The following is a 21,867-nucleotide window of genomic DNA, read 5'->3' on the forward strand; positions in this document are numbered from 1 at the left end:
GTTCCGCAAACTGCTGGACGAAGGCCGTGCCGGTGAGAACGTTGGTGTTCTGCTGCGTGGTATCAAGCGTGAAGAAATCGAACGTGGTCAGGTTCTGGCTAAGCCAGGCTCAATCAAGCCGCACACCAAGTTCGAATCTGAAGTGTACATCCTGTCCAAAGACGAAGGCGGCCGTCATACTCCGTTCTTCAAAGGCTACCGTCCACAGTTCTACTTCCGTACTACTGACGTGACCGGTACCATCGAACTGCCAGAAGGCGTTGAGATGGTAATGCCAGGCGACAACATCAAGATGGTTGTTACCCTGATCCACCCAATCGCGATGGATGACGGTCTGCGTTTCGCAATCCGTGAAGGCGGCCGTACTGTTGGCGCGGGCGTTGTTGCTAAAGTTCTCGGCTAATTGCTGATAACATTTGACGCAATGCGCATGAAAAGGGCATCATTTGATGCCCTTTTTGCACGCTTTCGAACCAGAACCTGGCTCATCAGTGATTTTATTTGTCATAATCATTGCTGAGACAGGCTCTGAAGAGGGCGTTTTAGTCCGAAACGCAACAGAGCATTTCGGTTTGGTTCGCCTCGCTATCGCGGGGTGAAAATGTTTGTAGAATACTTCTGACAGGTTGGTTTATGAGTGCGAATACCGAAGCTCAAGGGAGCGGGCGCGGCCTGGAAGCGATGAAATGGGTAGTGGTAGCCGTATTGTTAATTGTAGCAATCGTTGGCAACTACCTTTATCGCGACATGATGCTGCCGCTACGCGCGCTGGCAGTGGTAATTCTGATTGCTGCAGCGGGTGGTGTCGCGCTGTTGACGACCAAAGGTAAAGCGACCGTTGCTTTTGCCCGCGAAGCGAGAACCGAAGTCCGTAAGGTCATTTGGCCGACTCGCCAGGAAACATTGCACACCACGCTGATTGTAGCTGCGGTTACCGCTGTAATGTCACTGATCCTGTGGGGACTGGATGGTATTCTGGTTCGCCTGGTATCCTTTATCACTGGCCTGAGGTTCTGAGATGTCTGAAGCCCCTAAAAAGCGCTGGTACGTCGTTCAGGCGTTTTCCGGTTTTGAAGGCCGCGTAGCAACGTCGCTGCGTGAGCATATCAAATTACATAATATGGAAGAGTTGTTTGGCGAAGTTATGGTTCCGACCGAAGAAGTGGTCGAGATCCGTGGCGGCCAGCGCCGCAAAAGCGAACGCAAATTCTTCCCGGGTTACGTGCTTGTTCAGATGGTGATGAACGATGCAAGCTGGCACTTAGTGCGCAGCGTACCGCGCGTAATGGGCTTTATCGGCGGCACGTCTGACCGTCCGGCGCCAATCAGCGACAAAGAAGTTGATGCGATTATGAACCGCCTGCAGCAGGTTGGTGATAAGCCGCGTCCTAAAACGCTGTTTGAACCGGGTGAAATGGTTCGTGTTAATGACGGTCCGTTTGCTGACTTTAACGGCGTGGTTGAAGAAGTGGACTACGAGAAGTCCCGCCTGAAAGTTTCCGTTTCTATCTTTGGTCGTGCGACCCCGGTAGAACTGGACTTTGCCCAGGTAGAAAAAGCCTAAGCAGCGATCAAAAAAGCGACGATTTAATCGTTGCACAGGGCGCGAGATTGGACTACAATTTCGCGCCTTTTGTTTTTATGGATTACATCCGTAAAACGAATTTTATCACGGGGAGCCTCCCTGAGGCGCTATTACCCAATCAGAGGATTTTAGAATGGCTAAGAAAGTACAAGCCTATGTCAAGCTGCAGGTTGCAGCTGGTATGGCAAACCCAAGTCCACCAGTTGGTCCAGCTCTGGGTCAGCAGGGTGTTAACATCATGGAATTCTGTAAAGCGTTCAACGCCAAAACCGAATCCCTGGAAAAAGGTCTGCCAATCCCAGTCGTAATCACTGTTTACGCTGACCGTTCTTTCACTTTCGTTACCAAGACCCCGCCGGCAGCAGTTCTGCTGAAAAAAGCGGCTGGTATCAAGTCTGGTTCCGGCAAGCCGAACAAAGACAAAGTAGGTAAAATTTCCCGCGCTCAGCTGCAGGAAATCGCGCAGACCAAAGCTGCCGACATGACTGGTTCCGACGTTGAAGCGATGACTCGCTCCATCGAAGGTACTGCACGTTCCATGGGCCTGGTAGTGGAGGACTAAGAAATGGCTAAACTGACCAAGCGCATGTCCGTAATCCGTGGCAAAGTTGATGCGACCAAACAATACGACATCAACGAAGCTATCGCTCTGCTGAAAGAACTGGCTACTGCTAAGTTCGTAGAAAGCGTTGACGTTGCTGTTAACCTCGGTATCGACGCTCGTAAATCCGATCAGAACGTTCGTGGCGCAACTGTACTGCCACACGGTACTGGCCGTTCCGTACGCGTAGCTGTATTTGCTCAGGGTGCAAACGCTGAAGCTGCTAAAGCTGCCGGCGCTGAACTGGTAGGTATGGAAGATCTGGCTGATCAGATCAAGAAAGGCGAAATGAACTTTGACGTTGTTATTGCTTCCCCGGATGCAATGCGCGTTGTTGGCCAGCTCGGCCAGGTTCTGGGTCCACGCGGCCTGATGCCAAACCCGAAAGTTGGTACTGTAACCCCTAACGTTGCTGAAGCGGTTAAGAACGCTAAAGCAGGTCAGGTTCGTTATCGTAACGACAAAAACGGCATCATCCACACCACCATCGGTAAAGTGGACTTTGACGCTGACAAACTGAAAGAAAACCTGGAATCTCTGCTGGTTGCGCTGAAAAAAGCAAAACCAACTCAGGCGAAAGGCGTGTACATCAAGAAAGTTAGCATCTCCACCACCATGGGTGCAGGTGTTGCAGTTGACCAGGCTGGCCTGAGCGCTGCTGCAAACTAATGCCTTTACGTGGGCGGTGGATTTGTCTACAATCTTACCCCCACGTTTGCTAACAATAGTTAGCGGCTAAAAGATTTGTTCGTTGGAGCCTGGCCTAATCCAGGCCTCCGTCGAAGACCGCAGGTGTTTCGCAAGAGACTTAATGCCCTGCGTAGACGGTGACAGAACGCTAAGATTATTTTTGGATACTCTGGCTTGTTTCTGCTCACCGTATTAAGACGCTCTTTCCGTTGGGAAGAGTGAAGTGAGTTCCGGAACATGAGTTCCGGCAAACATCCAGGAGCAAAGCTAATGGCTTTAAATCTTCAAGACAAACAAGCGATTGTTGCTGAAGTCAGCGAAGTAGCCAAAGGCGCGCTGTCTGCAGTAGTTGCGGATTCCCGTGGCGTTACTGTAGATAAAATGACTGAACTGCGTAAAGCAGGTCGTGAAGCTGGCGTTTACATGCGTGTTGTTCGTAACACCCTGCTGCGCCGCGTAGTTGAAGGTACTCAGTTCGAGTGCCTGAAAGACACGTTTGTTGGTCCAACCTTGATTGCATACTCTATGGAACACCCGGGCGCTGCTGCTCGTCTGTTCAAAGAGTTCGCGAAAGCGAATGCAAAATTCGAGGTTAAAGCTGCAGCCTTTGAAGGTGAGTTGATCCCGGCATCGCAAATCGATCGCCTGGCAACCCTGCCGACCTACGAAGAAGCAATTGCACGCCTGATGGCAACCATGAAAGAAGCTTCGGCTGGCAAACTGGTTCGCACTCTGGCTGCTGTTCGCGATGCGAAAGAAGCTGCTTAATAGCAGTCATCTTTATCAAGTATTCGCTTACGTATAAACTTATTCTGATTTTCAGGAACAATTTAAATGTCTATCACTAAAGATCAAATCATTGAAGCAGTTGCAGCTATGTCCGTAATGGACGTTGTAGAACTGATCACTGCAATGGAAGAAAAATTCGGTGTTTCCGCTGCTGCTGCTGTAGCTGTAGCTGCTGGCCCGGCTGAAGCTGCTGAAGAAAAAACTGAATTCGACGTAATTCTGAAAGCTGCTGGCGCTAACAAAGTTGCCGTAATCAAAGCAGTACGTGCTGCAACTGGCCTGGGTCTGAAAGAAGCTAAAGACCTGGTAGAATCTGCTCCAGCTGCGCTGAAAGAAGGCGTGAGCAAAGACGACGCAGAAGCACTGAAAAAATCTCTGGAAGAAGCTGGCGCTGAAGTTGAAGTTAAATAAGCCAACCCTTCCGGTTGCAGCCTGAGAAATTAGGCTGATGGCTGGTGACTTTTTAGTCACCAGCCTTTTTGCGCTGTAAGGCGCCAGTAGAGTTTCACACTGTTTGACTGCTGGCTGTCCTGACAATGCTTGTTTCTATCGACGACTTAATATACTGCGACAGGGTGCTCGCTCTGGGTAAATCGCAATGAAATGGTTTAAGCGTGATAGCAACAGGCATTGCGGAAAGTGTTCGATTTTCCGATCAACAAAATGGTGTTGCACAAACTGTCCGCCAATGGACAGATGGGTCGACTTGTCAGCGAGCTGAGGAACCCTATGGTTTACTCCTATACCGAGAAAAAACGTATTCGTAAGGATTTTGGTAAACGTCCACAAGTTCTGGACATTCCATATCTCCTTTCTATCCAGCTTGACTCGTTCCAGAAGTTTATCGAGCAAGATCCTGAAGGGCAGTACGGTCTGGAAGCAGCCTTCCGTTCCGTGTTCCCTATTAAGAGCTACAGCGGTAATTCCGAGCTGCAATACGTCAGCTACCGCCTTGGCGAACCGGTATTTGACGTTCAGGAATGTCAAATCCGTGGCGTGACCTACTCGGCACCGCTGCGCGTTAAACTGCGTCTGGTGATCTACGAGCGCGAAGCGCCGGAAGGCACCGTTAAAGACATTAAAGAACAAGAAGTCTACATGGGCGAAATTCCGCTCATGACTGACAACGGTACTTTCGTAATCAACGGTACTGAGCGTGTTATCGTTTCCCAGCTGCACCGTAGCCCGGGCGTCTTCTTCGACAGCGATAAAGGTAAAACACACTCATCCGGTAAAGTACTGTATAACGCGCGTATCATTCCTTACCGTGGTTCCTGGCTGGACTTCGAGTTCGATCCTAAAGACAACCTGTTTGTCCGTATCGACCGTCGTCGTAAACTGCCTGCAACCATCATTCTGCGTGCGCTGAACTACACCACTGAGCAGATTCTCGATCTGTTCTTTGAGAAAGTTGTCTTTGAAATTCGCGACAACAAGCTGCAAATGGAGCTGGTGCCTGAGCGTCTGCGTGGTGATACCGCGTCGTTCGACATCGAAGCCGACGGCAAAGTGTATGTGGAAAAAGGCCGCCGTATTACTGCGCGCCACATCCGTCAGCTGGAAAAAGATGATATCAAACACATCGAAGTCCCGGTTGAATACATTGCTGGAAAAGTAGCTGCAAAAGATTACGTGGATGCATCCACTGGCGAGCTGATCTGCCCGGCTAACATGGAGCTGAGCCTGGATCTGCTGGCTAAGCTGAGCCAGTCTGGCCACAAGCGTATCGAAACGCTGTTCACCAACGATCTGGACCACGGTCCGTACATGTCCGAAACCGTACGTGTCGACCCAACCACCGATCGTCTGAGCGCGCTGGTAGAAATCTACCGCATGATGCGTCCTGGTGAGCCGCCAACTCGTGAAGCGGCTGAAAGCCTGTTCGAGAACCTGTTCTTCTCCGAAGACCGCTACGATCTGTCCGCGGTTGGTCGTATGAAGTTCAACCGTTCTCTGCTGCGTGACGCGATCGAAGGTTCCGGTATCCTGAGCAAAGAAGACATCATCGAAGTGATGAAGAAGCTCATCGATATCCGTAACGGTAAAGGCGAAGTGGACGATATCGACCACCTCGGCAACCGTCGTATCCGTTCCGTAGGCGAAATGGCGGAAAACCAGTTCCGCGTTGGCCTGGTACGTGTAGAGCGTGCGGTGAAAGAGCGTCTGTCTCTGGGCGATCTGGATACCCTGATGCCTCAGGATATGATCAACGCCAAGCCGATCTCCGCAGCAGTGAAAGAGTTCTTTGGTTCCAGCCAGCTGTCACAGTTTATGGACCAGAACAACCCGCTGTCTGAGATTACGCACAAGCGTCGTATCTCTGCACTCGGCCCGGGCGGTCTGACCCGTGAGCGCGCAGGCTTTGAAGTTCGAGACGTACACCCGACCCACTACGGTCGCGTATGTCCAATCGAAACGCCTGAAGGTCCAAACATCGGTCTGATCAACTCCCTGTCCGTGTACGCACAGACAAACGAATACGGTTTCCTTGAGACCCCGTATCGTAAAGTGACTGACGGTGTTGTAACCGACGAAATTCACTACCTGTCTGCTATCGAAGAAGGTAACTACGTCATCGCTCAGGCGAACTCCAACCTGGATGACGAAGGCCACTTTGTAGAAGATCTGGTTACCTGCCGTAGCAAAGGCGAATCCAGCTTGTTCAGCCGCGACCAGGTTGACTACATGGACGTTTCCACCCAGCAGGTGGTTTCCGTCGGTGCGTCCCTGATCCCGTTCCTGGAACACGATGACGCCAACCGTGCATTGATGGGTGCGAACATGCAACGTCAGGCCGTTCCAACTCTGCGTGCTGATAAGCCGCTGGTTGGTACCGGTATGGAACGTGCTGTTGCCGTTGACTCCGGTGTTACTGCAGTTGCTAAACGTGGCGGTACTGTTCAGTACGTCGATGCTTCCCGTATCGTTATCAAAGTTAACGAAGACGAGATGCATGCAGGCGAAGCCGGTATCGACATTTACAACCTGACCAAGTACACCCGTTCTAACCAGAACACCTGTATCAACCAGATGCCATGTGTGTCTCTGGGTGAGCCAATTGAGCGCGGCGACGTGCTGGCTGACGGTCCGTCCACCGACCTCGGTGAACTGGCGCTCGGTCAGAACATGCGCGTAGCGTTCATGCCGTGGAATGGTTACAACTTCGAAGACTCCATCCTCGTCTCCGAGCGTGTGGTTCAGGAAGATCGTTTCACCACTATCCACATCCAGGAACTGGCGTGTGTGTCCCGTGACACCAAGCTGGGGCCAGAAGAGATCACCGCTGACATCCCTAACGTGGGTGAAGCTGCGCTCTCCAAGCTGGATGAATCCGGTATCGTTTACATCGGTGCAGAAGTGACCGGCGGCGACATTCTGGTTGGTAAGGTTACGCCGAAAGGTGAAACCCAGCTGACGCCAGAAGAAAAACTGCTGCGCGCGATCTTCGGTGAGAAAGCGTCTGACGTTAAAGACTCTTCTCTGCGTGTGCCGAACGGTGTTTCCGGTACGGTTATCGACGTTCAGGTCTTTACTCGCGATGGCGTAGAAAAAGACAAACGTGCGCTGGAAATCGAAGAGATGCAGCTGAAGCAGGCGAAGAAAGACCTGTCTGAAGAACTGCAGATCCTCGAAGCTGGCCTGTTTGGTCGTATCTACGCGGTGCTGGTTGCCGGTGGTGTTGAAGCTGAGAAGCTCGACAAACTGCCACGTGACCGCTGGCTGGAACTGGGCCTGGCCGACGAAGAGAAACAAAATCAGCTGGAACAGCTGGCTGAGCAGTATGACGAACTGAAACACGAGTTCGAGAAAAAACTCGAAGCGAAACGCCGTAAGATCACTCAGGGCGACGATCTGGCACCAGGCGTGCTGAAGATTGTTAAGGTTTATCTGGCCGTTAAACGTCAGATCCAGCCTGGTGATAAGATGGCAGGTCGTCACGGTAACAAGGGTGTTATCTCTAAGATCAACCCGATCGAAGATATGCCGCATGATGCTAACGGTACGCCGGTAGATATCGTACTGAACCCGCTGGGCGTACCGTCTCGTATGAACATTGGTCAGATCCTCGAAACTCACCTGGGTATGGCTGCAAAAGGTATCGGCGATAAGATCAACGCCATGCTGAAACAGCAGCAGGAAGTCGCGAAACTGCGCGAATTCATCCAGCGTGCGTACGATCTGGGTACCGATGTTCGTCAGAAAGTCGACCTGAACACCTTCAGCGATGAAGAAGTGCTGCGTCTGGCTGAGAACCTGAAAAAAGGTATGCCAATCGCAACGCCAGTCTTCGATGGTGCGAAAGAGTCTGAAATCAAGGAACTGTTACAGCTGGGTGGCCTGCCAAGTTCTGGCCAGATCACACTGTTCGACGGTCGTACCGGTGAGCAGTTCGAGCGCCAGGTAACCGTGGGTTACATGTACATGCTGAAACTGAACCACCTGGTTGATGACAAGATGCACGCGCGTTCTACCGGTTCTTACAGCCTGGTTACTCAGCAGCCGCTGGGTGGTAAGGCGCAGTTCGGTGGTCAGCGCTTCGGGGAGATGGAAGTGTGGGCGCTTGAAGCATACGGCGCGGCATACACCCTGCAGGAGATGCTCACCGTTAAGTCTGATGACGTGAATGGTCGTACCAAGATGTATAAAAACATCGTGGACGGCAACCATCAGATGGAACCGGGCATGCCAGAGTCCTTCAACGTGCTGTTGAAAGAGATTCGTTCGCTGGGTATCAACATCGAACTGGAAGACGAGTAACTCTCGCTCAAACAGGTCACTGGTGCCGGAGTAGTTTCCGGCACCAGATTGTGCTAACTCCGACGGGAGCAAATCCGTGAAAGACTTATTAAAGTTTCTGAAAGCGCAAACTAAAACCGAAGAGTTTGATGCGATCAAAATTGCTCTGGCCTCGCCAGACATGATCCGTTCATGGTCTTTTGGTGAAGTTAAAAAGCCAGAAACCATCAACTACCGTACGTTCAAACCTGAGCGTGACGGCCTTTTCTGTGCGCGTATTTTCGGGCCAGTAAAAGATTACGAGTGCCTGTGCGGTAAGTACAAGCGCCTGAAACACCGTGGTGTGATCTGTGAGAAGTGCGGCGTTGAAGTGACCCAGACTAAAGTGCGTCGTGAGCGCATGGGCCACATCGAGCTGGCGTCTCCGACTGCCCACATCTGGTTCCTGAAATCTCTGCCGTCCCGTATCGGCCTGCTGCTGGATATGCCGCTGCGCGATATCGAACGTGTACTGTACTTCGAATCTTATGTTGTTATCGAAGGCGGGATGACGAACCTGGAACGTAACCAGATTCTGACCGAAGAGCAGTATCTGGACGCGCTGGAAGAGTTCGGTGACGAATTCGACGCGAAGATGGGTGCGGAAGCTATCCAGGCCCTGCTGAAGAGCATGGATCTGGAGCAAGAGTGTGAAACTCTGCGTGAAGAGCTGAACGAAACCAACTCCGAAACCAAGCGTAAAAAGCTGACCAAGCGTATCAAACTGCTGGAAGCGTTCGTTCAGTCTGGTAACAAACCAGAGTGGATGATCCTGACCGTTCTGCCGGTTCTGCCGCCAGATCTGCGTCCGCTGGTTCCGCTGGATGGTGGTCGTTTCGCGACTTCTGACCTGAACGATCTGTATCGTCGCGTCATTAACCGTAACAACCGTCTGAAACGTCTGCTGGATCTGGCTGCGCCGGACATCATCGTACGCAACGAAAAACGTATGCTGCAGGAAGCGGTAGATGCCCTGCTGGATAACGGTCGTCGCGGTCGTGCGATCACCGGTTCTAACAAACGTCCTCTGAAATCTTTGGCCGACATGATCAAAGGTAAACAGGGTCGTTTCCGTCAGAACCTGCTCGGTAAGCGTGTTGACTACTCCGGTCGTTCTGTAATCACCGTAGGTCCATACCTGCGTCTGCATCAGTGCGGTCTGCCGAAGAAAATGGCACTGGAGCTGTTCAAACCGTTCATCTACGGCAAGCTGGAACTGCGTGGCCTGGCCACCACCATCAAAGCCGCTAAGAAGATGGTTGAGCGTGAAGAAGCTGTCGTTTGGGATATCCTGGACGAAGTGATCCGCGAACACCCGGTACTGCTGAACCGTGCACCAACCCTGCACCGTCTGGGTATCCAGGCCTTTGAGCCAGTACTGATCGAAGGTAAAGCTATCCAGCTGCACCCGCTGGTCTGTGCGGCCTATAACGCCGACTTCGATGGTGACCAGATGGCTGTTCACGTACCGCTGACGCTGGAAGCCCAGCTCGAAGCGCGTGCGCTGATGATGTCTACCAACAACATCCTGTCTCCAGCGAACGGTGAACCAATTATCGTTCCTTCTCAGGACGTTGTACTGGGTCTGTACTACATGACCCGTGACTGTGTTAACGCCAAAGGCGAAGGCATGGTGCTGACTGGCCCGAAAGAAGCTGAGCGTATTTATCGCGCTGGCCTGGCCTCTCTGCATGCGCGTGTAAAAGTGCGTATCACCGAGTATGAAAAAGCTGAAAACGGCGAACTCGTTGCGAAAACCAGCCTGATTGACACGACCGTTGGCCGTGCGATTCTGTGGATGATCGTACCGAAAGGTCTGCCTTTCTCCATCGTCAACCAGGCGCTGGGCAAGAAAGCGATCTCCAAGATGCTGAACACCTGTTACCGCATCCTGGGCCTGAAGCCGACAGTTATCTTCGCTGACCAGACAATGTACACCGGCTTTGCTTATGCAGCGCGTTCAGGTGCCTCTGTTGGTATCGATGACATGGTCATCCCAGAGAAGAAATACGAGATCATCTCTGAAGCGGAAGCTGAAGTTGCTGAGATCCAGGAGCAGTTCCAGTCTGGTCTGGTAACCGCGGGCGAACGCTATAACAAAGTTATCGATATCTGGGCAGCGGCGAACGATCGTGTATCCAAAGCGATGATGGACAACCTGCAGACCGAAACCGTTATTAACCGTGACGGCGTCGAAGAGCAGCAGGTTTCCTTCAACAGCATCTACATGATGGCCGACTCCGGTGCGCGTGGTTCCGCAGCACAGATTCGTCAGCTGGCAGGTATGCGTGGTCTGATGGCGAAGCCAGATGGCTCCATCATCGAAACGCCAATCACCGCGAACTTCCGTGAAGGTCTGAACGTACTCCAGTACTTCATCTCCACGCACGGTGCGCGTAAAGGTCTGGCGGATACCGCACTGAAAACTGCGAACTCCGGTTATCTGACGCGTCGTCTGGTTGACGTTGCGCAGGATCTGGTTGTGACCGAAGACGACTGTGGCACCCTTGAAGGTATCACCATGACCCCGGTTATCGAGGGTGGTGATGTTAAAGAGCCACTGCGCGATCGCGTACTGGGTCGTGTCACCGCGGAAGATATTCTGAAGCCAGGTACCGCAGATATTCTGGTTCCACGCAACACGCTGCTGCACGAGCACTGGTGTGACCTGCTGGAAGCGAACTCTGTTGACTCAGTGAAAGTGCGTTCCGTTGTATCCTGTGACACCGACTTTGGTGTATGTGCGCACTGCTACGGTCGTGACCTGGCGCGTGGCCACATCATCAACAAAGGTGAAGCCATCGGCGTTATCGCGGCACAGTCCATCGGTGAGCCAGGTACACAGCTGACGATGCGTACGTTCCACATCGGTGGTGCGGCATCTCGTGCGGCTGCTGAATCCAGCATCCAGGTGAAAAACAAAGGTAGCATCAAGCTCAGCAACGCGAAGTCGGTTGTTAACTCTTCCGGCAAGCTGGTTGTGACCTCTCGTAACACCGAGCTGAAGCTGATCGACGAATTCGGTCGTACCAAAGAGAGCTATAAAGTGCCTTACGGTGCTGTTATGGCCAAGGGTGATGGCGAGCAGGTTGCTGGCGGCGAAACCGTAGCAAACTGGGATCCACACACCATGCCGGTAATCACCGAAGTGGCTGGTTTCATCCGCTTCACCGATATGATCGACGGCCAGACGATTACTCGTCAGACCGACGACCTGACCGGTCTCTCTTCCCTGGTGGTTCTGGATTCTGCAGAACGTACCGCGGGTGGTAAAGATCTGCGTCCAGCGCTGAAAATCGTTGATGCTAACGGCAACGACGTTCTGATCCCGGGCACCGACATGCCGGCTCAGTACTTCCTGCCAGGTAAAGCGATTGTCCAGCTGGAAGATGGTGTTCAGATCGGTGCGGGTGATGCTCTGGCGCGTATTCCTCAGGAATCCAGCGGTACCAAAGATATTACCGGTGGTCTGCCACGCGTTGCGGACCTGTTCGAAGCACGTCGTCCGAAAGAGCCGGCAATCCTGGCTGAAATCAGCGGTATCATTTCCTTCGGTAAAGAGACCAAAGGGAAGCGCCGTCTGGTGATCACGCCGCTGGATGGCAGCGATCCGTACGAAGAGATGATTCCAAAATGGCGTCAGCTCAACGTGTTTGAAGGTGAACGTGTAGAACGTGGTGACGTGGTTTCCGACGGTCCGGAAGCTCCGCACGACATTCTGCGTCTTCGTGGCGTCCACGCGGTAACGCGTTACATCACCAACGAAGTACAGGACGTTTACCGTCTGCAAGGCGTTAAGATCAACGATAAGCACATCGAAGTTATCGTTCGTCAGATGCTGCGTAAAGCCACCATCGTGAATGCCGGTAGCTCCGACTTCCTCGAAGGTGAGCAGGTTGAATACTCTCGCGTTAAGATTGCTAACCGCGATCTGGAAGCGAACGGCAAACTCAGTGCGACCTTCGCACGCGATCTGCTGGGTATCACCAAAGCGTCTCTGGCAACCGAGTCCTTCATCTCCGCGGCATCGTTCCAGGAGACCACTCGTGTGCTTACCGAAGCAGCCGTTGCGGGCAAACGCGACGAACTGCGCGGTCTGAAAGAGAACGTTATCGTGGGTCGTCTGATCCCGGCCGGTACCGGTTATGCGTACCACCAGGATCGTATGCGTCGTCGTGCAGCGGGCGAACTGCCAGCAGCACCGCAGGTCACTGCAGAAGATGCATCCGCGAGCCTGGCAGAACTGCTGAACGCAGGCCTGGGCGGTTCTGACAACGAGTAATCGTTAAGTCAGCCCATAAAAAAACCCGCTTCGGCGGGTTTTTTTTTGCGTGTCTGGTGCGGCTGTTGCCGGGTGGCGCTGCGCTTACCCGGCCTACGGTTCGGGGTCGTTGTAGGCCCGGTAAGCGTAGCGCCACCGGGCGGGTTAGTTCACCAGCGGCAACCGGCGATACAGTTCGATCATATCGCCCGCCAGATCCTGAATCACCATCGCGTTCATCAGGTGATCCTGAGAGTGAACGGTAATCAGGTTGACCGGCAGCTTGCCGGTGCCTTCATCCATACCAATCAGCTTCGTCTGGATGGTGTGCGCATGCTTCACGAATTCACGCGACTCTTCCATCGCCTTTTCCGCATCGGCAAAAGCGCCTTTACGCGCCATCTGCAGGGCGGTGAGTGCTGAGCTGCGGGCTGCACCCGCATTCACCAGCAACTCCATAATAATGGTTTCTAAATCTTCCATGGGTCACTCCAGCAGTTTGAGGGCTTTTTCGAGAACGGCATCGCCTTTCATCATGCCGTAATCCATCATGTCGATAACCGCGACCTTTTTGCCCAGCGGTTCTGCCTGTGCCTGAAGATTATTGAGTTCGTATTTGACCTGCGGGCCAAGCAACACAATGTCGGCTGCGGCGATTTCATCTTTAAACTCAGCAACCGGTACGGCTTTAATGGTTACTTCGACCCCTTTTTTCTGCGCGGCGTCTTTCATGCGTTGAACCAGCATGCTGGTGGACATTCCCGCTGCACAGCATAAAACGATGTTCTTCATAGTCAGCCTCAATGTACATGTGTTTATTGATAATTATCCCGCGTAGCCCGCTTCGACAACCGCGTTACCGCGATTGTGTGTGAGGCATCACAAAGAAACCCGCATTTTCTGAAACCGGTTACAACTGTTACAGAATGGGGAAGGCAGGGCGGAACGAGGAAGAAGCTTTCCGCCCTGGTCAGCATCCCCTGCTGACGTACTAAGCGTAAAAAATATATGCTCAGGCTGACAATGACCTGTTGATGAGGTTACGTGACGCCTCGTAATAACTTCATCGGGTTACACCCTTTTTCATCCCGGCTGCGAGGCGCGTCCCAGCCAGCTATCCCAGTCTTTCCACACCGGCTGCAGTCCCTGCTGGCTGAGCGCTTCGGCAACCTCTTCCGGGCGACGACTATCGTGGGGCGCAAACTGCTCCAGCTCGGGACTATCGTCGGCATAACCGCCCGGCTGGGTTTTTGAAAAGGCGCTGACGTTGTTGATGGCCAGCGGTATCACGCGATCGCGAAACGCGGGGGATTCCCGGGTCGACAGCGACAGTTCCACCTCCGGCGCTAACAGACGAAATGCGCAGATGGTCTGCACCAGCTGGCGTTCATCCATGATCGACGCGGGCTGGATCCCGCCAGCGCAGGGACGCAGCCGGGGGAAGGAGATTGAGTACCGGCTCTGCCAGTAGTGCTGCTGCAGCCAGAGCAGGTGTTCCGCCACCATAAAGTTGTCGACCCGCCAGCTGTCAGAGAGCCCGGTTAAGGCCCCGAGGCCGATCTTGTCGATCCCGGCGCGGCCCAGTCGATCCGGGGTCTCCAGCCGCCAGAAGAAGTCCTGCTTTTTACCTTTCAGATGGTGCTGGGCATACACCGCCTCGTGGTAGGTCTCCTGATAGACCAGCACGCCGTCGAGCCCCAGCGTTTTCAGCTCGCCATACTCGGCCTCTGACAGGGGTTGAACCTCCATCTGTAACGAAGCGAACTGGCGGCGAATGGCCGGGATATGACGGCGAAAATAGTCCATACCGACCTTAGTCTGGTGCTCGCCGGTGACCAGCAGCAGATGCTCAAACCCCATCTCGCGGATCGCGGCACACTCCCGGGCAATCTCATTTTCATCCAGCGTTTTGCGCTTGATGTGGTTGCTCATTGAGAAGCCGCAGTAGGTACAGTCGTTGGCGCACAGGTTGGAGAGATAGAGCGGAACATAAAAGCTCACCGTATTGCCAAAACGCTGGCGGGTCAGCCGCTGGGCTCGCTGGGCCATTGGCTCCAGATACGCGCTGGCGGCGGGGGAGAGCAGGGCCATCATATCCTCGCGCGTCGGCTGTCGGGCATTCAGGGCGCGTTCAACATCTGCCGGGGTTTTACTGTTGATGCGCAGGCGAATATCGTCCCAGTCGAGCTGGTGCCAGCGATCGGTAAAGGTGTTCATGAGAGGGCCTCCAGAAATCCGGTTAACGGGCTGGTGGCCTGGGCTTCTGGGCTTCGCGAACCGGGGCCAGACCGGCGTGCCAGCACGCCTGCTTCCACCGCCAGACGAAACGCCCGCGCCATCATCACCGGATCGTCCGCGACCGCAATGGCGGTATTGACCAGCACCGCGTCGGCCCCCATCTCCAGCGCCTGAGCCGCATGGCTGGGCACGCCGATCCCGGCATCGACGATCACCGGCACGGTGGCCTGCTGAATGATAATCTCCAGCATCGCGCGGGTTTCCAGCCCCTGGTTGGAGCCTATCGGCGCGCCGAGCGGCATCACCGCCGCGCAACCCGCCTCTTCGAGCCGTTTGCACAGCACCGGATCCGCCCCGCAGTAGGGCAGCACCGTGAACCCCTCTTTGACCAGTATTTCCGCCGCCTTCAACGTCTCGATAGGATCGGGCAGCAGCCAACGGGCATCGGGATGGATCTCCAGCTTCAGCCAGTGCGTCCCCAGCGCCTCGCGTGCCAGTCGGGCAGCGAACACCGCCTCTTGTGCGGTTTTGGCGCCTGACGTATTGGGCAGCAGGTTCACGCCCGCCTCCAGCAGTGGGGCCAGAATGGCGTCATTGTGATGACGCAGATCGACCCGCTTCATCGCGAGGGTCACCAGCTGGCTGCCGCTCTCGCGTATGGCGTCCACCATCAACTGCGGCGAGGCGAATTTCCCGGTGCCGGTAAACAGGTGTGAATCAAAGGTTTTATCAGCAATGCGTAACATCTCAGCCTCCGGCAATCACCTGAAAGAGCAGGATCCGATCGCCTTCACGGACCTGCTGTTTATCCCACTGCTCGCGCGGCAGGATCTGTTGATTCAGGGCCAGCGCGACCCCGGGTTTTAACTGGCGCAGCTGGTGGAGCAGGGTGGCGACGGTTAAGCCGTCCACGCACTGCATCGGTTCGTCGTTAAACAGGATCCGCATGCTGCCCTCCACACACCTGACAGCCGCTGGCGCGCTGCAGAGCCAGCTGCCGCCAGCTTCCCGCCCGGGCATCAAACAGACGCAGCGCATTGCGCGGGGTCTCGATACCGCTCAGCAGCTTGATCGCCTCCAGCGCCTGCAAGGTTCCCATTACCCCAACCACCGGCCCGACGATACCGGCGGTACGGCAGTTGCGTTGCGGCTCGTCATCCTCCGGCCACAGACAGCGATAGCAGCCCTGCGCCCAGGGCGGCGTCAGCACCATCATCTGCCCGCCAAAGCCCACGGCGCTGGCGGTAATGAGCGGCGTGTTAAGCATCACGCAGGCGGCGTTGATCGCCTGGCGGGTGGCCATGTTATCGGTGCAGTCCAGCACTACGTCGGCGCGGGCGATCTCCTCCTGCAGCGCTTTGCCTTCCAGGCGGGTCTGCAGGGCAATCAGCCGGATGTCCGGGTTGAGCTGCTGGAGCCGGCGCTGCGTCACCTGCGCTTTCGGCTGATCGATGTCGTCGGTGGTAAAGAGGATCTGGCGCTGCAAATTACTCAAATGCACCTCGTCATCGTCGGCCAGCGCCAGGGTGCCGATCCCGGCCCCGGCCAGGTACAGTGCCGCCGGAGCCCCTAACCCGCCGAGGCCGACCAGCAGGACCCGGCTGGCGAGCAGCTTCTGCTGCCCGTCGATGGCGATATCCTCCAGAAGGATCTGGCGGCTGTAGCGCATAAAGTCACGGTCATTCATCGCCTGCTCCCGCCAGTTGCAGTAGCTGTGTCGTTACCGCCCGCCAGTCCTCGGCCTGGGTGATGGCGCTGACCACCGCGATGCTGCCGACGCCGGTTTCCAGCACCGCCGGGGCGCGCTCGAGGCTGATACCGCCGATGGCAACCGTTGGGTAATCCGTAAGCCGTTCAATATGGCGGGCCAGCTGCGCCAGCCCCTGAGGGGCGGAAGGCATCTGCTTGGTCTGGGTCGGGAAAACGTGCCCGAGGGCGATGTAGGACGGACGTGCCGCCAGCGCCACGTCGATCTCCATGTCATCGTGGGTCGAAACGCCGAGGCGTAACCCGGCGGCACGAATGGCCTCCAGTTCGGTGGTCTCCAGATCCTCCTGACCGAGATGCACGCCGTAAGCCTGATGCTTGATCGCCAGCCGCCAGTAGTCATTGATAAACAGGCGGGCGTCGTAGCGACGCCCGAGGGCAATGGCCGCCACGATATCGGCCTCGACCTCGTCATCCTGCTTGTCTTTGATGCGCAGCTGGATCGTTTTTACGCCTGCGGCAAGCAGGCGTTCGATCCACGCCACGCTGTCGACCACCGGATAGAGCCCCAGACGAAAGGGCACCGGCGGGAAGTTGGGTTGATACATTACGCCTCCTCTTTCTTGAGATAGATCTCGCCGCCTTTGGCGCGGAAGCTTTCCGACATATCGGCCATCCCCACTTCGATGGTCTGCGCTGCGGCGTAGTCGCGTACCTCCTGGCTGATTTTCATTGAGCAGAATTTTGGTCCACACATGGAGCAGAAGTGCGCCACTTTGCCGGACTCCTGCGGCAGGGTTTCGTCGTGATAAGCCCGGGCGGTGAAAGGGTCGAGGGCGAGGTTGAACTGATCTTCCCAGCGAAATTCAAAGCGCGCTTTCGACATGGCGTTATCGCGGATCTGCGCCCCCGGATGGCCCTTCGCCAGGTCAGCAGCATGGGCGGCGATCTTGTAGGTGATCAGCCCCTGCTTCACGTCCTCTTTGTTCGGCAGGCCGAGGTGCTCTTTCGGGGTGACGTAGCAGAGCATGGCGCAGCCAAACCAGCCGATCATCGCCGCGCCAATCCCGGAGGTGAAGTGGTCATAGCCCGGCGCGATGTCGGTAGTCAGCGGCCCCAGGGTGTAGAACGGCGCTTCGTGGCAGTGCTCCAGCTCTTCGGTCATGTTGCGGCGGATCATCTGCATCGGCACGTGGCCCGGGCCTTCAATCATCACCTGGACGTCATACTCCCAGGCGATTTTGGTCAGCTCGCCTAGCGTGTGCAGCTCGGCAAACTGCGCTTCGTCGTTGGCATCGCGAATGGAGCCTGGACGCAGGCCATCGCCCAGCGACAGAGAGACGTCATATGCGGCGCAGATTTCGCAGATTTCGCGGAAGTGTTCATACAGGAAGTTCTCCTGATGATGAGACAAGCACCATTTCGCCATGATCGAGCCGCCGCGTGAGACAATACCGGTCAGACGCTTCGCGGTCATCGGCACGTAGCGCAGCAGCACCCCCGCGTGGATGGTGAAGTAATCCACGCCCTGCTCGGCCTGCTCCAGCAGGGTATCGCGGAACGCTTCCCAGGTGAGGTCTTCTGCGATGCCGTTAACCTTCTCCAGCGCCTGGTAGATGGGTACGGTACCAATCGGCACCGGGCTGTTACGCAGGATCCACTCGCGGGTTTCGTGAATATAGCGCCCGGTGGAGAGGTCCATCACCGTATCCGCGCCCCAGCGGGTTGACCAGACCAGCTTCTCCACCTCTTCTTCGATGGAGGAGGTCACCGCCGAGTTACCGATGTTGGCATTCACCTTCACCAGGAAGTTACGGCCGATGATCATCGGCTCAGATTCCGGGTGGTTGATGTTGGCGGGGATAATGGCGCGGCCGGCGGCCACTTCGTCACGCACAAATTCCGGGGTGATGTTCTCCGGCAGGCGGGCACCAAAGCCTTCGCCGGGATGCTGGTGGCGCAGCACTTCGCCACGAATGCGCTCGCGGCCCATGTTTTCGCGGATGGCGATAAATTCCATCTCCGGCGTCACGATCCCCTGGCGGGCGTAGTGCAGCTGGGTTACGCATTTGCCCGCTCTGGCACGCTTCGGCGTAAGAAGGCCGGTGAAGCGCAGCTCGTCCAGGCCGTCATCAGCCAGACGTTCCCGGGTATAGGCCGAGCTTTGTTCGTTCAGGGCTTCGCAGTCGTTACGGGCCTCAATCCACGGCTGACGCAGCTTTGCGAGACCCTGCTGGACGTTAATCGCCACCGTCGGGTCGCCGTAGGGGCCGGAGGTGTCGTAGACCGGCACCGCTTCGTTCTCTTCAAACTGCGGGTGCTCTTTGCTGCCGCCGATCAACGTCGGGCTGAGCTGGATCTCGCGCATCGGCACGCGGATATCATCCCGGGAACCGGTCAGATAGATGCGTTTCGAGTTCGGGAAAGCGGTGCCTTCCAGGGTGTCGATAAAGTGTTGGGCCTGTGCGCGCTGTTCGCGGCGGGTCATTTTTGTGGCAGACATAGCTCGTTCCAGTAAGTTCAGGAAGTGGCTTGTCAGACGACGGATGAAGCAAGAGAGGATCGCCCGTGGGCAATACAATAAATTGACTCTTGTTCCCTTCGCAGGTCTTAACCTGATCAGGTTCCGCGGATCCCGAATTAACGGTCTCAGCCCGGCTTTCGCACTGGGCACTCCGACAAGAATAAGCTCCCCTACAGCGGGAGCAGTGAATGTAAACTACGCGTTAACGAGGAATAACTCAAGCCGGTCGGGCGACGTTATCTTCGTTGCTTGCTTTCAGATTGTGATCCAGCGCAAGGGCGATCAGGTTGTCTTCCAGCGTAAAGCGTTGCTCCAGCGCCTCGCCGATATCAGAAAGCGCCTGCTGGAATTCCAGGTAATTATCCTGATCGATGGCGTTTTCGAGCGTGGAGTCGTAGTAATCCATGATTTGCTGGGTATTGGCTTCCAGCAGGGGGTAAAGTTTGGTCGCCGCTAAAAACGGGCTATTACCTTCCATTTCACGGACAAAGCGTTCATAAATATTAAAATGGCCGTTGGACAGGTAGTCGACCAGGCTCTGGCAAAAGTCGTCCAGCGCTTTTTCATTCAGGCGCATATAGGACTCTTTGCCGGGCTTAATGCCAACGAGATTGTAGTAGGCAACAAGCAGATGTTTCCGCACGAGCAGCCAGCGATCGACCAGTTTGTTACATCCGCCAACGCGCTCTGTCAGGTTTTCTAGCTGGTTTAGCATGTTTGACTCCGCAAGGTTAAGATTAAAAGCTGCCCACCCAAAATGTAATAGTATTGTTACCAACATGCCTGTGAAGCAAAGGTAGTGCAATAGATATGGATCGTATAATTGAAAAATCGGATCGCGGCTGGTGGTTAGTCAGCCATGAACAAAAATTATGGTTGCCCGGTGGCGAATTACCCTATGGCGAAGCAAATAATTTCGATCTTGCAGGGCAACACGCACTAAATATAGGCGAATGGAAGGGCGATTCTGTGTGGTTGATCCAACAAAATCGCCGCCAGGATATGGGATCGGTGCGCCAGGTGCTCGATCTCGATGTCGGCTTGTTCCAGCTGGCGGGTCGTGCCGTGCAGTTGGCCGAGTTTTACCGCTCGCATAAATTCTGCGGCTACTGTGGCCACACCATGCACCCGAGTAAAACCGAGTGGGCGATGCTCTGCAGCCACTGCCGGGAACGCTATTATCCGCAAATCGCGCCGTGCATCATCGTCGCCATCCGCCGGGATGATTCCATCTTACTGGCACAACACACTCGCCATCGCAACGGGGTGCATACCGTTCTGGCCGGGTTTGTCGAAGTGGGCGAAACCCTCGAGCAGACCGTCGCGCGTGAAGTCATGGAAGAGAGCGGCATCAAGGTGAAAAACCTGCGCTACGTCACCTCCCAGCCGTGGCCGTTCCCGCAGTCGCTGATGACCGCCTTTATGGCCGAGTACGACAGCGGCGAGATCGTCATCGACCCGAAAGAACTGCTGTCCGCCGACTGGTATCGCTATGACGATTTACCCCTGCTCCCCCCGCCGGGCACCGTGGCGCGCCGGCTGATAGAAGATACGGTGGCAATGTGTCGGGCCGACTATGAATGACGTGGTACACTGGGGATAAGACGCTTAAGGAACTGCAAAAATGACCGAACTGAAGAACGATCGTTATCTGCGTGCGCTGCTGCGCCAACCCGTTGATGTCACCCCGGTATGGATGATGCGCCAGGCGGGCCGCTATTTGCCGGAATACAAAGCCACGCGTGCGCAGGCGGGCGATTTTATGTCGCTGTGCAAAAATGCGGAGCTGGCCTGCGAGGTGACCCTTCAGCCGCTGCGCCGCTATCCGCTGGACGCGGCGATCCTCTTCTCCGACATCCTGACCATCCCGGACGCGATGGGGCTCGGCCTGTACTTTGAAACCGGCGAAGGCCCGCGCTTTAGCTCGCCGATTAAGAGCAAAGCGGACATCGATAACCTGCCGATCCCGGACCCGGAGCAGGAGCTCGGTTATGTGATGAATGCGGTGCGCACCATTCGCCGCGAGCTGAAAGGCGACGTGCCGCTGATCGGCTTCTCCGGCAGCCCGTGGACGCTGGCGACCTACATGATCGAAGGCGGTAGCAGCAAAGCCTTCACCGTGATCAAGAAGATGATGTACGCCGACCCGCTGGCCCTGCACGCCCTGCTGGATAAGCTGGCGAAAAGCGTCACCCTGTACCTGAACGCGCAGATCAAAGCGGGCGCTCAGTCGGTGATGATCTTCGACACCTGGGGTGGGGTGCTGACGGGCCGCGATTATCAGCAGTTCTCGCTCTACTACATGCATAAAATCGTCGATGGCCTGCTGCGTGAAAACGAAGGCCGTCGCGTGCCGGTGACCCTGTTCACCAAAGGCGGCGGTCAGTGGCTGGAAGCCCTGGCAGAGACCGGCTGTGATGCGCTGGGCCTCGACTGGACCACCGATATTGCCGACGCGCGCCGTCGCGTTGGGGACAAAGTCGCCCTGCAGGGCAACATGGATCCGTCTATGCTGTATGCTCCGGCCGCCCGTATTGAAGAAGAAGTCGCGACCATTCTGGCGGGCTTCGGTCAGGGCGAAGGCCATGTGTTTAACCTGGGGCATGGTATTCATCAGGATGTACCGCCAGAACATGCAGGCGTGTTTGTGGAGGCGGTGCACCGACTTTCTGCCCAGTATCACCTCTAAGGAGTCG

The 21,867-nt window shown here is 55.5% G+C and carries 19 protein-coding genes, 1 pseudogene and 1 riboswitch; of the genes and pseudogenes, 11 read left to right on the forward strand and 9 right to left on the reverse strand.

The features are described 5' to 3' along the window. From tuf to rpoC, 9 genes and pseudogenes are all read left to right on the forward strand, one after another. Window positions 1-403, forward strand: a pseudogene (gene tuf / locus WFO70_RS21855) (elongation factor Tu); the annotation flags it as partial. Window positions 404-633: 230 nt separating this feature from the next. After that, window positions 634-1,017 (forward strand): preprotein translocase subunit SecE, encoded by a 384-nt coding sequence (gene secE, locus WFO70_RS21860; RefSeq protein WP_003862342.1) that lies wholly within the window; start codon window positions 634-636, stop codon window positions 1,015-1,017. Between the two features lies 1 nt (window position 1,018). After that, the gene (gene nusG, locus WFO70_RS21865) at window positions 1,019-1,564 is read left to right on the forward strand and encodes a transcription termination/antitermination protein NusG (RefSeq protein WP_003862341.1); all 546 of its coding nucleotides are present in this window, start codon (window positions 1,019-1,021) and stop codon (window positions 1,562-1,564) included. A gap of 154 nt (window positions 1,565-1,718) precedes the next feature. Further along, window positions 1,719-2,147: a 50S ribosomal protein L11 gene (rplK, locus tag WFO70_RS21870; protein WP_032615878.1), complete on the forward strand. Its 429-nt coding sequence runs from the start codon at window positions 1,719-1,721 to the stop codon at window positions 2,145-2,147. A gap of 3 nt (window positions 2,148-2,150) precedes the next feature. After that, entirely contained in the window at window positions 2,151-2,855 is a 705-nt protein-coding gene (gene rplA / locus WFO70_RS21875) for a 50S ribosomal protein L1 (RefSeq protein ID WP_142487804.1), read from the forward strand. A 291-nt stretch (window positions 2,856-3,146) separates the two neighbouring features. After that, window positions 3,147-3,644 carry a 50S ribosomal protein L10 gene (rplJ, locus tag WFO70_RS21880; RefSeq protein WP_001207203.1) on the forward strand — a complete coding sequence of 166 codons (498 nt, stop codon included), beginning with the start codon at window positions 3,147-3,149 and terminating at the stop codon, window positions 3,642-3,644. 66 nt (window positions 3,645-3,710) lie between these two features. Continuing rightward, entirely contained in the window at window positions 3,711-4,076 is a 366-nt protein-coding gene (rplL, locus tag WFO70_RS21885) for a 50S ribosomal protein L7/L12 (protein WP_337019314.1), read from the forward strand. A 318-nt stretch (window positions 4,077-4,394) separates the two neighbouring features. Next, on the forward strand, window positions 4,395-8,423 hold the full coding sequence (rpoB, locus tag WFO70_RS21890) for a DNA-directed RNA polymerase subunit beta (protein WP_142487806.1): 4,029 nt from the start codon (window positions 4,395-4,397) through the stop codon (window positions 8,421-8,423). Between the two features lie 76 nt (window positions 8,424-8,499). Further along, on the forward strand, window positions 8,500-12,723 hold the full coding sequence (rpoC, locus tag WFO70_RS21895) for a DNA-directed RNA polymerase subunit beta' (RefSeq protein WP_337019317.1): 4,224 nt from the start codon (window positions 8,500-8,502) through the stop codon (window positions 12,721-12,723). A gap of 144 nt (window positions 12,724-12,867) precedes the next feature. On the opposite strand, the gene WFO70_RS21900 is transcribed toward rpoC, so the two are convergent. The 9 genes from WFO70_RS21900 to rsd form a co-directional block, all read right to left on the reverse strand. Further along, window positions 12,868-13,185, reverse strand: coding sequence for a PTS lactose/cellobiose transporter subunit IIA (locus WFO70_RS21900; protein ID WP_337019319.1), 318 nt, complete (start codon window positions 13,183-13,185; stop codon window positions 12,868-12,870). Between the two features lie 3 nt (window positions 13,186-13,188). After that, entirely contained in the window at window positions 13,189-13,494 is a 306-nt protein-coding gene (locus WFO70_RS21905; RefSeq protein ID WP_039028885.1) for a PTS sugar transporter subunit IIB, read from the reverse strand. A 291-nt stretch (window positions 13,495-13,785) separates the two neighbouring features. Beyond that, window positions 13,786-14,919, reverse strand: coding sequence for a 2-iminoacetate synthase ThiH (gene thiH, locus WFO70_RS21910; RefSeq protein ID WP_337019322.1), 1,134 nt, complete (start codon window positions 14,917-14,919; stop codon window positions 13,786-13,788). Further along, the gene (thiG, locus tag WFO70_RS21915) at window positions 14,916-15,686 is read right to left on the reverse strand and encodes a thiazole synthase (protein WP_337019324.1); all 771 of its coding nucleotides are present in this window, start codon (window positions 15,684-15,686) and stop codon (window positions 14,916-14,918) included. The genes thiH and thiG overlap by 4 nt, the downstream gene beginning before the upstream one ends. Window position 15,687: 1 nt before the next feature. Beyond that, window positions 15,688-15,888 (reverse strand): sulfur carrier protein ThiS, encoded by a 201-nt coding sequence (gene thiS / locus WFO70_RS21920; RefSeq protein WP_337019326.1) that lies wholly within the window; start codon window positions 15,886-15,888, stop codon window positions 15,688-15,690. Next, window positions 15,872-16,627, reverse strand: a complete 756-nt coding sequence (thiF, locus tag WFO70_RS21925) for a thiazole biosynthesis adenylyltransferase ThiF (RefSeq protein WP_337019328.1) — start codon at window positions 16,625-16,627, stop codon at window positions 15,872-15,874. Before thiF ends, thiS begins: the two co-directional genes overlap by 17 nt. Continuing rightward, the gene (thiE, locus tag WFO70_RS21930; protein WP_337019330.1) at window positions 16,620-17,255 is read right to left on the reverse strand and encodes a thiamine phosphate synthase; all 636 of its coding nucleotides are present in this window, start codon (window positions 17,253-17,255) and stop codon (window positions 16,620-16,622) included. Before thiE ends, thiF begins: the two co-directional genes overlap by 8 nt. Beyond that, entirely contained in the window at window positions 17,255-19,150 is a 1,896-nt protein-coding gene (gene thiC / locus WFO70_RS21935; protein ID WP_337019332.1) for a phosphomethylpyrimidine synthase ThiC, read from the reverse strand. The genes thiE and thiC overlap by 1 nt, the downstream gene beginning before the upstream one ends. 76 nt (window positions 19,151-19,226) lie before the next feature. Continuing rightward, a riboswitch (TPP riboswitch) is annotated at window positions 19,227-19,335 on the reverse strand. A gap of 53 nt (window positions 19,336-19,388) precedes the next feature. After that, window positions 19,389-19,886 (reverse strand): sigma D regulator, encoded by a 498-nt coding sequence (rsd, locus tag WFO70_RS21940; protein ID WP_337019334.1) that lies wholly within the window; start codon window positions 19,884-19,886, stop codon window positions 19,389-19,391. Window positions 19,887-19,981: 95 nt separating this feature from the next. Here rsd and nudC point away from each other — a divergent pair, with 95 nt between their 5' ends. Beyond that, a complete protein-coding gene (gene nudC / locus WFO70_RS21945; protein WP_337019335.1) occupies window positions 19,982-20,755 on the forward strand; it encodes an NAD(+) diphosphatase in 774 nt (257 codons plus the stop codon). 40 nt (window positions 20,756-20,795) lie between these two features. Continuing rightward, window positions 20,796-21,860, forward strand: coding sequence for a uroporphyrinogen decarboxylase (gene hemE, locus WFO70_RS21950; protein ID WP_337019337.1), 1,065 nt, complete (start codon window positions 20,796-20,798; stop codon window positions 21,858-21,860). The last annotated feature ends 7 nt before the right edge of the window (window positions 21,861-21,867 follow it).

Source organism: Leclercia sp. AS011, from assembly GCF_037152535.1.
In the GTDB taxonomy this organism is placed as follows: domain Bacteria; phylum Pseudomonadota; class Gammaproteobacteria; order Enterobacterales; family Enterobacteriaceae; genus Enterobacter.